Annotated in this window: 13 protein-coding genes and 2 pseudogenes; 7 read left to right on the forward strand and 8 right to left on the reverse strand. The window is 33.4% G+C overall.

Translation table 11 applies throughout. From position 1 onward, the window contains the following. Positions 1–413 precede the first annotated feature (413 nt). Positions 414–920 (forward strand): hypothetical protein, encoded by a 507-nt coding sequence (locus OOK99_RS03890; RefSeq protein WP_264719444.1) that lies wholly within the window; start codon positions 414–416, stop codon positions 918–920. Between the two features lie 21 nt (positions 921–941). Here the strand turns inward: OOK99_RS03890 and OOK99_RS03895 are convergent. Then, a protein-coding gene (locus OOK99_RS03895) for an IS3-like element ISWpi17 family transposase (RefSeq protein WP_214303219.1) occupies positions 942–2,056 on the reverse strand; the annotation gives its coding sequence in 2 pieces (ribosomal slippage) (positions 942–1,783 and positions 1,783–2,056; 1,116 coding nt in all). Between the two features lie 57 nt (positions 2,057–2,113). Here OOK99_RS03895 and OOK99_RS03900 point away from each other — a divergent pair. Next, a pseudogene (locus tag OOK99_RS03900) lies at positions 2,114–2,477 on the forward strand (integrase core domain-containing protein); the annotation flags it as partial. A gap of 54 nt (positions 2,478–2,531) precedes the next feature. Here OOK99_RS03900 and ccmA read toward each other — a convergent pair. The 3 genes from ccmA to OOK99_RS07085 form a co-directional block, all read right to left on the reverse strand. Beyond that, a complete protein-coding gene (ccmA, locus tag OOK99_RS03905; RefSeq protein WP_264330546.1) occupies positions 2,532–3,155 on the reverse strand; it encodes a heme ABC exporter ATP-binding protein CcmA in 624 nt (207 codons plus the stop codon). Positions 3,156–3,193: 38 nt separating this feature from the next. Further along, complete coding sequence (locus OOK99_RS03910; protein ID WP_264336692.1) at positions 3,194–4,042, reverse strand: recombinase zinc ribbon domain-containing protein; 849 nt, start codon at positions 4,040–4,042, stop codon at positions 3,194–3,196. A gap of 99 nt (positions 4,043–4,141) precedes the next feature. Then, entirely contained in the window at positions 4,142–4,273 is a 132-nt protein-coding gene (locus tag OOK99_RS07085) for a recombinase family protein (RefSeq protein WP_406719367.1), read from the reverse strand. Between the two features lie 323 nt (positions 4,274–4,596). Between OOK99_RS07085 and OOK99_RS03915 the strand changes: the two are divergent. The 5 genes and pseudogenes from OOK99_RS03915 to OOK99_RS03935 all read left to right on the forward strand — a co-directional run bounded on the left by OOK99_RS03915 (position 4,597) and on the right by OOK99_RS03935 (position 9,121). Beyond that, positions 4,597–5,621, forward strand: a pseudogene (locus tag OOK99_RS03915) (IS481 family transposase). A 91-nt stretch (positions 5,622–5,712) separates the two neighbouring features. Next, complete coding sequence (locus OOK99_RS03920) at positions 5,713–6,195, forward strand: ankyrin repeat domain-containing protein (protein ID WP_264719446.1); 483 nt, start codon at positions 5,713–5,715, stop codon at positions 6,193–6,195. 6 nt (positions 6,196–6,201) lie between these two features. Continuing rightward, positions 6,202–6,897 (forward strand): hypothetical protein, encoded by a 696-nt coding sequence (locus tag OOK99_RS03925; protein ID WP_264719447.1) that lies wholly within the window; start codon positions 6,202–6,204, stop codon positions 6,895–6,897. A gap of 1 nt (position 6,898) precedes the next feature. After that, positions 6,899–7,216: a hypothetical protein gene (locus tag OOK99_RS03930; protein WP_264719448.1), complete on the forward strand. Its 318-nt coding sequence runs from the start codon at positions 6,899–6,901 to the stop codon at positions 7,214–7,216. Between the two features lie 411 nt (positions 7,217–7,627). Next, entirely contained in the window at positions 7,628–9,121 is a 1,494-nt protein-coding gene (locus OOK99_RS03935; RefSeq protein WP_264719450.1) for an ankyrin repeat domain-containing protein, read from the forward strand. Between the two features lie 500 nt (positions 9,122–9,621). On the opposite strand, the gene ubiA is transcribed toward OOK99_RS03935, so the two are convergent. From ubiA to nusA, 4 genes are read right to left on the reverse strand one after another with little or no spacing between them, the layout of a single operon-like run. Further along, positions 9,622–10,509, reverse strand: a complete 888-nt coding sequence (gene ubiA, locus OOK99_RS03940; RefSeq protein WP_108784240.1) for a 4-hydroxybenzoate octaprenyltransferase — start codon at positions 10,507–10,509, stop codon at positions 9,622–9,624. A gap of 3 nt (positions 10,510–10,512) precedes the next feature. Next, positions 10,513–10,863, reverse strand: a complete 351-nt coding sequence (locus OOK99_RS03945) for a ribosome-binding factor A (RefSeq protein ID WP_006015187.1) — start codon at positions 10,861–10,863, stop codon at positions 10,513–10,515. A gap of 9 nt (positions 10,864–10,872) precedes the next feature. Then, the gene (gene infB / locus OOK99_RS03950) at positions 10,873–13,194 is read right to left on the reverse strand and encodes a translation initiation factor IF-2 (protein WP_264719452.1); all 2,322 of its coding nucleotides are present in this window, start codon (positions 13,192–13,194) and stop codon (positions 10,873–10,875) included. Positions 13,195–13,201: 7 nt separating this feature from the next. Next, positions 13,202–14,755 carry a transcription termination factor NusA gene (gene nusA, locus OOK99_RS03955; protein ID WP_264719453.1) on the reverse strand — a complete coding sequence of 518 codons (1,554 nt, stop codon included), beginning with the start codon at positions 14,753–14,755 and terminating at the stop codon, positions 13,202–13,204. Between the last annotated feature and the right edge of the window lie 28 nt (positions 14,756–14,783).

Consider the following 14,783-nt stretch of genomic DNA (forward strand, 5'->3'; position numbering starts at 1 on the left):
AAAATAACAGTCGATAAAGAAATAAAAGTACATGAAACTGAGCTGCTTTAGTTTTAAAATAAAAACTAAAATAAGATGCTAAAGTATGCAAAAAAATTCTTGCTTTGCTAGATCTTTTTAGCTACAATGCAGTCTAACGTAATGAAAACATGGGGTGTGAGTTAGATGCATTGTATTATGTATATCACTCAGAAAGCAATTCTCGATTTTTTAAGAATATATCTATTTTAGTCAGAAGTCAAAAGAAAAGCACACTGTTACTCAGCAATTAAAGTTACTTAGGATTACTGTAAGGTTTCTACAGCAAATTGGTTTGGTACAGCTGCATAAGAATCAAATGTTGAAATCAATCTTCAGAAAAGAGGTTTACGACAAAACAATCAAAATATGAATATTAAAATATAGGCGGTTTTATGTTAGGTAAAGAAAATATAGGAGAACAAGTAGCAGATAATCAAATGGATTATGTAGATGCTGGATCAGCAATAGTTGATTATGAAAATATATTATCTAGTGAAGAACTTCAGTGTGGACGAAGTCAGGAGAGCCCTAGAGTAACAAGATCTTCATCTATAGGCAGCAGTAGTACATCGACTGATGATGAAGAAATGTTTAGCTGTATAAGCATTACAAGTGATGAAATAGTGAAAAAAGCAACTTTTTTTGTTAAGACTTTTGTTAAAGAATTTGAGAAAAAGATATTTGAATATTCTGAAGAAGCAAAACCAGATTCAAAAACACGAAAAGTGGGCAAAATAGCAGGTCAGTTTGCATCAATTGTGAATAATCTTATTCCACCGAATCTATATAGATTAAGTTTTACTAAAGCTTATAATGCACCCATTTGTCTAGACCATTTTTTTCAAAGTGATCCGATTTTTAAAATGAATATGTTGATAAATACGTCGACACACATTTAAAGTATTTATCAATATATTCATTTACTGTTTATGATAATAAAGATCAGCAGGAACTTTATAATGTAGAGTCTGATGTCGCCTTCTATAGTTATACCAAGCAACAAAATCATTTATTATAAGATTTAAATCTCTGATACTATTTGGTCTATAATAATATATAGCTTCTTGCTTTAAAGTTCTCCATAAGCGCTCAACAAATATATTGTCGAAGCAACGTCCTTTATGGTCCATACTGATTTTAATATTAGCACGCTCTAATTCCATAATAAAGTTGTAGCTAGTAAACTGCACCCCCTGATCACTATTAAAAATCTCAGGTTTACCTTGTTTTAGAGCTTCTTTGAGAGTATAAAGGCAAAATCCAGCATCGAGATATGGTGATAATGAATGAGCAATAATATAGCGACTATACAAGTCCATTATTGCCACAAAATAGATAAACTTACCTTCTACCATAATATATGTTATATCAGTAGCCCATACCTGATTAACTCTACAAATAATCAAATCTTTGAGTAAATAAGGATATATTTTATGCTTTTTTTCTTTAATACTTGTATTACATCTTTTTCTACAATACAGCCCACTAATCTTCATTTTTTTCATAATTCTTAAGATTTTTTTGTGATTGACTACTACTCCACTCGCTATGATTTCAGCAGTAATTTTACGATATCCATAACGGCAATCAGAAGCCAAATATACTTCTTGAATCAAATTTGCTACTTCACTTTCGTTATTAATTATAGGCCTATAATATAGGCTAGATCTGCAAATCCCCAATAAATCAGCCTGTTTCCTAATTGACAGATCAGAATCTTTTTCTATAAACCTTACTCTATCTTTTTTGCTTATTTCAGTAATTTTTTTTTCAAATAGCTATTTTCCACTGTCAATTCTCCTATTACTTTATGTAAACTTTCTATTTCTTGCGCTAAGATTCTTTGTTTTCTCGCACTTTCACTTTCTTCAACAAATAGGTCTTTTAACCTTGCCAATACTCTATCACGCCAATCATATAGATTTGTTGATGGTATTTTATATTCACTACATATCTCAGCTGTGCTTTTTTGATTTTTTATTGCTTCCAAAGCTATCTTTGCTTTTAACTCTGGTTCATATTTTTTTGTTGCCATACTTTTACCCCTTTACCTTCCTACTCGGATCAACCATTTTTTTTTGGTCTAGTTTATGGGGTGCATTATAATTGTGGCAAACCAGGGAATCATGCGTACCAGTTATATTTGGGAGTAGAAAATATTGATCATTCTAGAACCAAAGCTTATTCTCCACAGACTAATGGTATATGTGAAAGGTTTCATAGAACTATGCAAGATGAATGTTACAATATTATCTTCAGGAAAAAGATTTATAGTACTTTGGAGGAGCTTCAGTTAGATTGGCTGCATTCTTACAACAGAACTAGACCTCATTCCGGTAAGTACTGCTATGCAGACCTTTTTTGATAGTATGCATATTGCTTACCAAAAAAATATTGATAACATTAAAATAGATTCTGATATCGGTTTTGACTTCGTCGATTCTTCTGTCAGTTAATTCATGCCTGTCAGATCAAGTCTAAACTATTACAGTTAATTTTAAGGCCAAAAATTATACAAGAGGTCTGTTAAAATCACGTATATCGATTGTCTTGAAGTCACACAGTTGTTCTGTAGAGCTATGTCCTGTAATAATTACTATACCGTTTTGCTCAGAGCGTATTGAGATTAGATTTAATATTAATTCACACGTTGCACTGTCGAGATTACAAAATGGTTCGTCTATCAGCCAAACGTTTGCATTAGAAATTAAGAGGCGAGCAAGCGCAACTCTTCTTTTCCAACCTGCAGAAAGTTCACTATATTTGATATTAAGTACAGGTTGCAACTGTAAGCAACAAACGGCTGCCATAATTAATTCTCTAGTATTCCGTATTCTTGCCCAGAATTGTATGTTTTCACCAACTGTTGAGCTATCTTTACAGGCATTTTTATGGCCTATATAGACCATGGAAGGTATATAGGATTTTAGGTCATCATATATGTCTTTTCCACAGTACATTATATTACCTGACACTGGCGGCAAAAGTCCAGATAAACTTCTGATTAAGCTGGTTTTGCCGCTACCATTTGGACCAGTGATTAAGATTTTTGATTTTGGTTCAGCTTTAAAATTGAGGTTTTTAAATAATACTTTGTTATTACGAGCACAGGATAGATTTTTACATTCAAGCATCTATTGGACCTTTAAAGAGAACTTGGAGCCTAAACACTTCAGTGTATGAACATTGGATAGCTTGCACAACAAACAGTCAGTGTTTGACATACAACTGTACGAACATTGGGTTTGTAGGTAGCAGATGGTGTCATTCCAGTACTTGACACTGGACTCCCGATACAATGTTGAACACTTTTTTTTTGCCTTTCGAGAGCGAGTTCTTTCAGCCGAAACACTACATGCACGTTATCATCATCAACTTCAATGCGTTGAACTAATTTTCTTATTATATCAAGTTTAGTTTCCCAATCCGCCTGATTAAGTTCCAACTCAACCTCAGAGGAAAAACTTTCTACACTACTTGTGATAAAATCTAATTCCCTCTGTAGCCTCTTTTCATCGACCATTTCTTCCCTTTGATCTCTAATTCCTTTTAACTCCTTTGCCATGCTCTCAACTTCTAAGTCATATTTTTCCTTCGTTATATGACCTCTTGCATATACATAAGCTAATCTTTCTATACCTTGTTCTATTTTATTTGCACGCTTTTCAAGTTCATCCTTTGCCTCTGTACTTTCATGTTTCACGAGTCTGAGCTGATATTCCTTAGTCATTGCTTCTGGTTCTTTGAGTACCATCTTTACTTCTTCCCATACTGCTTCTTCTAGTATATCAACTTGTATTGATTTGCTGTTACACACTCTATTCCCACCAAAACGATTTGCATCCGTTCCAGGGCATCGATAGTAACTTCTTCCTCCTTTAACATTACTCATTCCATAATAAATGTATTTACAACACTGACACACCATTAGCCCTTGTAATAGGTACCTTCTCCCACTTCGTTGCATTCTTGCTCTTTTTCTATTTTCAGATAGTTGCTCTTGTACTATATCAAATTTCAACTATATTTGGTATTTCTATATGAATCCAATTCTTTTTCTCAGTTTGATAAATGGAATAACTTTTTTTCCTCACTTTCCATATTGCTCTCACTTCTTTTTTTATTGATTCGTTTTACCAAATGCTGCTTGTCCTTTGTATGCTGGATTCCTCAACATTCTACACACTGTACCTGAATGCCAATTTCTTCTGCCCTTTGGAGCAGTAATATGCCTTCTTGTAGTTTCTATAATGCACCCATTTGTCTAGACCATTTTTTTCAAAGTGATCCGATTTTTAAAATGAATATGTTGATAAATACGTCGACACACATTTAAAGTATTTATCAACATATTCATTTTAAAAATCGGATCACTTTGAAAAAAATGGTCTAGACAAATGGGTGCATTATAATCTTTGCACATTCGTATTCTGAGACTAATCCTTGTACTCCTAGCAATAATTTTGACTCTGGATTATTTTCAGTCTTATAATTTAGTTGTAATAGTTTAGACTTGATCTGACAGATTAACAAAGTAAGATAAAAATATAAATAAATTTTAAAGGAGTGTCAGATATGAGTAAAACACAAGAAAAAATACTAAAACCAAAGTTGGGGTTGCTAGAACTTGCAAAGCAATTAGGAAATGTATCACAGGCGTGTAGAGTAATGAAGGGATACATTTTACCGCTTCAAAGAGCTGTATGAAACAGGAGGGGAAAAAGCATTATACGAGATAAACAAAAGCAAACCATTACTTGCCAATAGAGTACCAAAGGATACAGAAGAAGCAGTAGTTAGTAGAGTTTCCAGCATATGGACAAGAAAGAGCAGCTAATGAATTAAAGAAAAAAGGAATTCTAATATCTGCTAGCGGCATAAGGTCAATATGGCAAACTCGAAAATTTTAAAAAGAGATTGAAAGCCCTGGAAGCAAAGGTGGTCCAAGACGGTATAATTTTAACAGAGGAGCAAGTTGCTGCTTTAGAAAAAACTAAGGAACAAAAAGAAGCCAATGGCGAAATTGAGACACAACACCCTGGATACTTAGGTAGTCAAGATACCTATTATGTAGGCAATATCAAAGGTATTGTATCAACAAACTTTTATTGACACCTACTCTAGAGTGGCTTTCGCTAAGCTTTATACGGAGAAAACTGCTATCACAGCTGCAGATCTTCTCAATATACCATTTTTTGATGAACAGAAAGTTCCATTGCTACGCATTTTAACTGATAGGGGTACAGAGTATTGTGGCAAACCAGGGAATCATGCGTACCAGTTATATTTGGGAGTAGAAAATATTGATCATTCTAGAACCAAAGCTTATTCTCCACAGACTAATGGTATATGTGAAAGGTTTCATAGAACTATGCAAGATGAATGTTACAATATTATCTTCAGGAAAAAGATTTATAGTACTTTGGAGGAGCTTCAGTTAGATTGGCTGCATTCTTACAACAGAACTAGACCTCATTCCGGTAAGTACTGCTATGCAGACCTTTTTTGATAGTATGCATATTGCTTACCAAAAAAATATTGATAACATTAAAATAGATTCTGATATCGGTTTTGACTTCGTCGATTCTTCTGTCAGTTAATTCATGCCTGTCAGATCAAGTCTAAACTATTACAGTTAAAGAATATTAATTATTTATGCTGCATAATGTATCTATAGGTTAGACGTAATTTATGAATGAAACACAACAATCACAGAAAAATATTCAATATAAAATGTTAATGGCGGCTGATAATTATAAAGCATTTAGAGAAGCTGCTGCTGAAGGTAATATTGAAACGTTGAAATTTCTATTGGACAGGGCGAAATTACTAGGTGTGCAGAATAAAATGTTGGCAGTTAATGATTATGAAGCATTTAGAGAAGCTGCCGGTAATGATAATGCTGAAGTATTAGAGCTTCTGCTGAATAGAGCAGAATTACCAGAAGAGCTACATGAAATGTTAGCAATGAAGAATTATGAAGCATTTAGAGAAGCTGCTGCTGAAAGTAATATTAAAGTATTGGAGTTTCTGTTGGACAGAGCAAAATTACTAGATGTACAGCATAAAATGTTGGCAGCTAATAATTATGAAGGATTTAGAAAAGCTGCTTATGCCGGGCACACTGAAGTACTGGAACTTCTATTAAATAGAACGGAATCATCAGATGTATAGCGTAAAATGTTGGTAGCTAATAATTGTGAAGCATTTAGAGAAGCTGCAAATGATGGTGGTGATATTGAAACGTTGGAGTTTCTGTTGGACAAAGCAAAATTACTAGATGTACAGCATAAAATGTTGGCGGCTAATGATTATGAAGCGTTTTGGGAAGCTATCAGTGAAGATAACATTAAAGTATTGAAGTTGCTGCTGGATAGAGCAAAATTACCAAAAGAACAACACGCAATGTTGGCGGCTAATAATTATGAAGCATTTAGAGAAACTGCTGCTGAAAGTAATATTAAAGCATTGGAGTTTTTACTGGATAGAGCAGGATCACCAGAAGAACGACATGCAATGTTGGTGGCTAATAATTGTCAGGCGTTCAGAATAGCTACCAGTGAAGGGAATATTGAAGTGTTGGAGCTGCTATTAAATAAAGCAGGATCACCAGAAGAACGACATGCAATGTTGGCGGCTAATAATTATGAAGCATTTAGGGTAAATGCTGTTCACGTTGATATTAAAGTGTTGGAATTTTTATTGGATAGAGCAGGACCACCAGAAGAACGACATGCAATGTTGGCGGCTAATAATTATGAAGCATTTAGAGAAGCTGCCGCTGAAGTTGATATTGAAGTATTGGAGTTTCTATTGGATAGAGCAGGATCGCCAGAAGAACAATATGCAATGTTAGCAGCTTACTTACAATCATAAAATGATTTACCATATAACTGGGAGCCATGCATCTTCTTCTGAGGAATTCAAGAAGATATGTCTTGAAACTGTGATAAGTTATAGTAGTAAGGAAATGCTTGATAAAGTGGAATCAAACCTTATTTCTTATAGTACCTGTCAAGAAACAGATGAATCTTATCAAGTAAAGAAGCGAAAATTTGAGGCAACAGAAGATTTATCAAAATCACAGCCAGGACCTTCTGGATATGAACCACCATCAAAGCATCCTCGGAGAAAAATTTCATGTGTAAATATTGAATCAGGAAATGGAAAAAGAGACAAAGCAACGAAATGCTGAGAAATGTTCAGAAAAGTATGTTAAGCCAAGAAATAAAATAATGAATTCATACAAACAAAAGTTCGCACGAATCAAGCGGTAGAACATACGATCTCAAAATAAAATCTTCTTACAATAGCTGGTTTTGGTTGCGGAAGTGATTGTGTTGTCTAAGTTATTAGTAATATATACTATTAAGTCAGTATTAATTCGTTAAGAACTTTCATTAAAGATTATCAAAAAAACTTCTAAATAGGGATTGACAAGTTTTAGAGATGGAGTATTTTATGAAAAGTATATTGAGCTATTAATTTTTTATGTATAATAAATATGATAGTGAAAATATTTTTCTTTATATTATGAGGTAGCTGTTTTATTCAGAAAAAGATTTTTTTCTTACTTTGAAATTGAGTGGTTTTTATCGAGGGTTAAATGATTAATGAATTATTTGCTGCTGTACGTAGTGGAGATGCTAATCAAGTTGCGGATCTTATCAATAAAGGGGATGATGTTAATGCCAGGGACAATAGAGGCAATACTCCTCTACATTTAGCTGTTCTTGCAGATAAATTACAGGTAGTAGAAAAGCTTATAGAGAGAGGAGCTGATATTAATGCTAAGAATAATCATGGCGCTACTCCTCTGCACTGGGCTGCTCTTAATCAGAATGTCAGTATAGTAGAAAAGCTTATAGAGAAAGGGGCTAATGTTAATGAGAAGAATAAATATGACAATGTCCCTCTGCACTATGCTGCTTTTTTTAATGGTTGCTTAGGTACAGCAGAAAAGCTTATAGAGAAAGGAGCCAATGTTAATGCTAAGAACAATGATGGCGCTACTCCTCTGCACTGGGCTGCTCTTCATGATAATTTACAAGTAGCTGGTCTTTTTATAAATAAGCGTGCTAATGTTAACGCTAAAGATGAGAATGGTTGGACACCTTTGCATACTGCAGCTGCTCGTGGCAATTTGGGTGTAGTTAAGCTCATTCTTGATAAAAGTGATTATGTTGATGCTAGAGGAGCTTTAGCCGTAGCAAATACGCTTAATGAAGAAAACAGCTTAGAAATACGAAACCTTCTAGAAGAAAGAATAAGAAGAAATGAAGAAATCACCCAACATCTTAACTTGCAAGAAGAAAGCAGCTCCCTATCAACACGTGTCCATAATCGCCTCAGTATTGCACAAGAAGATGAAAATTCGTTGCAAAATGATAAGATAGGTCCTGATAAAATAGGAGTTACAAGCGGAACAAGTAAGCCATCTTCATTTATCAATATTTTTGCTTACACTACGGTAGATACTATTAAAGGTATTTTTCAGTTTGTTTCTTCTCCTTTTAAGGCAGCTATAAGTATGGAACCTTCTAAAGCTATTACAGTTCAAGGTATTGATAACAACGGTATACTTCTTTTATTAGATGTATTTATAAGGAAAATCACAGGTCAGAAGTATATTTCCACAGTAGTTCAGTCTATATCACCATTAGAAGCACAGGGCTATGCATTAAATATTATAGAGGAATTTGAGAAAGTAGTAGAGCAAGCTGCATTAAAAATTGGGATATCAATGCATCGGTTAAATATTGATTGTGTAGAAATGCAGAAAGAGGTTACTGCAAAAATCACGGGTGGTAAGTTTAATGACATTTCAGGAGTTTTAAACTCATATGTAGAGCAAGCATGCCACGATAGAGAAGCAGGTAAGTTAAGTCCAAAGAAGTTTAACAAATTTATGGTTATATTTAATAAGGAACTAGATTTAATAGTAAATCAATCAATAGAGCAGATATTACACAATAGAGATAGTACATTAGAAGTTGAAGAACAGCAAATAAACTTAGAGCCTCAAAGTTATTTAAGTAATACTTCTGTTCAAGGTCATTTAATTCAGGATAGAGGTTTAATAAATCAAGGTAAGGCTTAATTCCTTAGCTTTTTGATTTCATCTAGTAAAAGGTTGGTAATTTGATCTTATAACATCAATGGGCACACCAGCCTTTGTTTTGTATGCATTCAAGCAATGTGTGACTATTACGCCACCTAAAAAAATAATCATACACTGTCTTCCATAGAGGAAAATCTTTTGCTCTACTGGCAAATACCTTTCATTATGTATTGTATAACATTAATAATCGTTCTTATTTTGTGCTTTCTTGGCCACACCTTGTGCAACTCTTGGCTCAAGAAATTTCCATTCTTTGTCACTTACATCACCTGGATATATTTTTTACTGATCCTATCATATTATCTTCCTGATTTCCTTTCAAGATATGTTCTAAAAAGTAGAATCCGTTCAGCAGGGTGACAAAATAAGATAGAAAAGACAGCCATAGAAATAAATGGTGTCATTTCAATATGATGCTTTCTCTGTCATCCCAGTACTTGACACTGGAATGACAACATTTTTGCTTCGATATTTACACATTAGCCATGCATCTGAACGGATACAAAAGTAGAATTTACAATTCTATCTAAAAGGATACCGAAAAAGAGCAAGAGTCCTATCTGGGAATTATTTTTAAATATGGACATGCATTGATTAGAATCGTCTGGATTGAAATTTTTGTGTTGGTGGTGAAATATGAATCCTATGGCAAGTAAAGCAATATAAAAGATGTTATTTAATGATGATAGTATACCAGCGTACAACCATGCCATTAAGGATATTAAATAAAATCTTTTCAACCAAGATTTTGTTGTATTGCCAAAATATAATGCAGTAGATTTCATTCCTAATTTCTCATCATCTTTTTTATCTTGATGAGCGTATATAGTATCATAACTAAGCGTCCAAAAGACGCATCCTATATAAAATAGCAAGGATTCTATGCTAATCTGGTTTGTTATTGCTGCTGAACCCATGAGTGATCCCATGTTGAAAGTAAACCCTAAAAATAATTGTGGCCACCAAACGTAACGCTTTAGCAAGGGATAGATAACTATCATGCACATTGAAATTATTCCAAGTATAAGAGTAGTTTTATTGGTTAATAATAAGATTACCAGGGCAATAGACAGTAACAGTGAAAGTAAAGCCAAAGCCTGCTTTATGTTTAATGCACCACTTGCAAGTGGCCTATATTTTGTTCGTTCAACGTGCGCATCTATTTCTCTATCGAAGATATCATTGATTATGCACCCTGCGGGTCTCATTAAAAATGCACCTATAGTAAACAAAACAAGGAGAAAAAGAGCCTGATACGATAGAGAAGTTGAGGCTAAAAGAATGCCGCTTAAGCTAGAAAATAGCACAAGCCATAAACCTGTTAAACTGTGTATTCTCATTAATGAGAAATAATGGTTGAAATACATTAATTAAGTGTGATTATGTAATATTTTGCTTACATTGACAAAATTATCGAATGCTAAATCAGGCTTAAAAACTAACTCAGGTATAAATCGCAAATCAACATAACACAATATAGATTTACGTATTGACCATGCAGATTGGTTCATTTCATTAACAACAGTGCTGATATCATCATTATCATTTTGGATGTTTAATGAAGATAACACAATATATACATCTGCTTTCTTCAAATCTTTGCTTAGCTTTACATCAGATACTACTACTTTTTCATTAAGAACATTACCTTCCATTAAGACTTTTGATATTGCCCTGTGTAATACCGATGCTACTTTTAGGTTTCTAATTTCCTTTTTCATATTCAACTACTATAACGTCCTTTCTTCTTGCACTAATTGATAAGCTTCCAAAATGTCTCCAACTTTAATATCGATATTACCCTCTAGCGATATTCCGCATTCAAAATTTACACCCACTTCTTTAACATCATCTTTAAATCTACGTAGTGCTTTTAACTTTCCTTCATGCACCAATTTGCTGCCACGTACTACCTTAATTAAAGAATCTTTTTTTATAACTCCATCAGTGACATAACATCCGATTATATTACCGGCTTTGGATGCATTAAATATTTGCCTTACAGATGCAGAACCAACACGAACCTCTCGTGTAACAGGCTTTAACATTTTAGTTAGATACATCCTCATGTCTTCAATAAGCTCATATATTATATTGTAAGTATGTATTTCTATACCTTTTTGTTTTGCTAATTCTCTTATTTTTGAATCCACTTTTACATTAAAAGCTAAAATTACTGCGCTTGATGCTTCTGCAAGCAGCACATCTGAATCTGTTACTCCTCCTACTGCTTTGTGTAGAATATTTAATTTCACTTGCTCTTTACCAAGCTTATCAATTGAGCTTGATATTGCTTCAATAGAACCAGTGACATCGCACTTTAAAACTACAGATAGTTCTTCTGTTTCACTATCATTACGACTGAATATATCTAAATTACTGTCGTCTAAATCTTCTTGCTTTTTCTTGATTAATTCTAACCTGTATTCAACAATTTCACGAGCCTGCCTTTCAGAGTTTACAACAACAAATTTATCTCCAGCATTTGGTACACCATTTAAACCAGTAACTTCAACTGGAGTAGAAGGTAGTGCCGCTTTTTCTCTTTGACCAAGGTGATTAACCATACTGCGTACTTTGCTGTATGTTGTACCAACTACCAATATGTCACCAATCTTTAATGTCCCTTCTTCAACTATTAATGTAGCTGATATTCCTTTAGCTTTATCTATTTTGGACTCTATTACCCATCCAAGTGCTCGACAATCCTCTATTCCTTCTAGCGTCATTAATTCAGCAATTAATAAAATTGCCTCTTCTAGTTTATCTAAGTTGATTTTCTTTTTTGCTGATACTGGCACAATTATAACATCACCACCAAGTTCTTCGGGGATGAGGTCATACTGAGGCAAACTATTAATTATTCTTTCTACATCGCCAGGTTGTGATTTATCAATTTTATTAATGGCAACTATAATAGAGACATTTGCTGCTTTTGCATGGTTTATTGCTTCAACTGTTTGTTTCATGATTCCATCATCAGCTGCAACTACTATCACAACTATATTAGTAATATTGGCACCACGTGCACGCATTGCAGTAAACGCCTCATGCCCTGGTGTATCAATGAAAGTAATTTTTTGCTTATTTTTTGTCGTTAATTGATAAGCACCTATATGTTGAGTGATGCCACCTGACTCTCTTTCTGCAACATTGGATTCACGAAATGCATCAAGCAATGATGTTTTACCATGATCCACATGTCCCATAAAAGTAACGATAGGTGGTTTTGGTCTTTTAGGTAAGTTTTCTCTGTTGCTTATGAAGAGTAAATTCTTTTCTTTATCAGCATCACTTACTCGTTTAGCCGTATGATTAAATTTTTTTGCTATTTCGCATGCTATATCTGGATCTACTAGATCATCTACTCTATAGCTCTCCCCAACTTCTTCTTTGAGCATTTTTAGCACACTCTTGCTATCTTCTGCCATACGAATAGATAACTCCCTGATAGTTATTTTGTCTGGTATAATAACTTCTCTTGCTATATTTTTACCCTTAGTAAACTTTGATTGTTTACTTCTTATACCAAATTTTTGCTTAAATACAGGGAGGTGTTCATTTCTTTCATCTATTGCCTGTGTAATTACTAGCTTAGAATGCTTAGAGTATATATCTTTGCTAGCTTTAAAAGACTTTTTATTATTGTTCTCATATTCAATACTATCTTCTTTTTGTTCAACTGAGTTAGTATTACTTAAAACTTCCTTATTTATTTCTTTAGGTACAGAGTGTGATTCATTTTTATCTTCAGCTTCTTGATTGCTTTCTTCTTTTTTTATTTTCTCTTCTTGTTCTCTCTGATTCCTTTCTTTCAGCAAAGTAGCATTCTGTACAGCATTAATGCGGGAAATTTGTTCTTTTTCAGTTAAAGAGCCTGATTTACTCTCGTCAAATAAACTATATTCTTCTGCAGAATGAATTTTTCTTCTTTTTTTTACTATTGTAGTACCAGTACTTTGACTATCTAAAGAGTTTAAATTAATGTCTAATTTAAGCTTGCTTAAGCCTTGTAGGGTTAATTTTTTATTACTGATATCTTCATTATTCATATTGTTTTTATATTAATCCAAGCTTTTTACGTGCTTCTATGATTATTAAATCTGCTGTATCTTTTAGATTATTTTTATTATTAGTTGAGGAAGAGAGTATGCTATAAAACTCATAATTTGATAAATCTGCTATGTCCTCTAAAGTTTTAATATTATGTTTACTAAGAGCAATTTTATTATCTATTGATAAGGCTAAGTTGATTACATCGTCTTCCATACCTAAATTTTTTAGCTCTTCTATTTTTCTATCATTCTCTGCTCTCAGGTAATTGTTTGCTCTATTATGAAGTTCATTTGCAATATCTTCATTGAAGCCCTCTATTGAAGCAAGTTCCTTAATTGAAGTGTTAGATATATCTTCTACACTTGAAAAACCTTCTGTTACCAATAATTGGCCCATAATCTCTTCTAAATTTAAAGCTTCAGCAAATAAAACTGAACATTGACTAAATTCTTTATTTCTTCTTTCTGATTCTTGTTGAGTGCTTAATATCTCAATTTTCCATCCAACAAGCTCTGAAGCTAATCTTACATTCTGACCCTTTTTTCCTATAGCTAAACTCAATTGATCTTCAGCAACTATTAACTCTATACAATTTTCATTTTCGTCAATAATGACCTTTGATACTTCTGCAGGAGTAATGGCTTTAATAACAAATTGACCCAAATCTGATGAGTAATGTATGACGTCGATTTTTTCACCGTTTAATTCGTGTATAATAGTTTTTATTCTATCTCCTTTAACTCCAACGCAAGCACCTACTGGATCGATATTCTTATCAGATGAAAAAACAGCAACTTTAGATCTTGAACCAGCGTCTCTAGCTATACCCTTAATTGTTATCAATCCGTCAGCAACTTCTGGTACTTCTTGATTCAACAATGCCTCTAAAAAGCCTTCATGAGCCCTAGAAAGAATGATTTGACGTCCATCGTCAGAGCGCTTAACAGCCTGTATGTAAGCTTTAACCTTATCGCCTTCACGAAATGACTCACCACCAATTAAGTTTCGTAAAGGGAGGTATGCTCCAATTCCGTTTATGTCTATAATAAGATCTGAATATTCTACTTGTTTAACGATGCCATACCTCATTTCTCCTACCTTATCTTTAAATTCCTCATATTGCTTTTTTAACTCTTCATCTTTGATTATTTCAGAAATCTTTTGCTGGGCAATTCTTGCTGAAACAAGATCAGTGTTAAGAGAAATCAACTCACTAATAGTATCTCCAACTTTTGCATCTTCTTTTATTAACTTAGCTTGTGTCAACTTAATTAAGTCACACTCATTTTCATTTGATTCATCATTAATGACTTTTAGTTGTCTATATGAGGTAACTTTGCCTGTGTTTTTATCTATATTAACTACAATTTTACTTTTGCTACCATACTTTTGTTGAGCTACTGCTTCGATAGCACTTTTAAGTGCATTTATTATAATATTAAAATCCAAACCTTTTTGAAGTGAGAGCTCTCCCGCTGTTTTTATTACATCAAGGCTTCCAACTATGTTATTCTTGTTGCTTTTCTGCTTAACACTGCTTTTACGATTAGCAATCATATAAATAAATCCAATTTAATTAGTTATA

It is taken from the genome of Wolbachia endosymbiont (group B) of Eucosma cana (assembly GCF_947250645.1).
Lineage (GTDB): Bacteria > Pseudomonadota > Alphaproteobacteria > Rickettsiales > Anaplasmataceae > Wolbachia.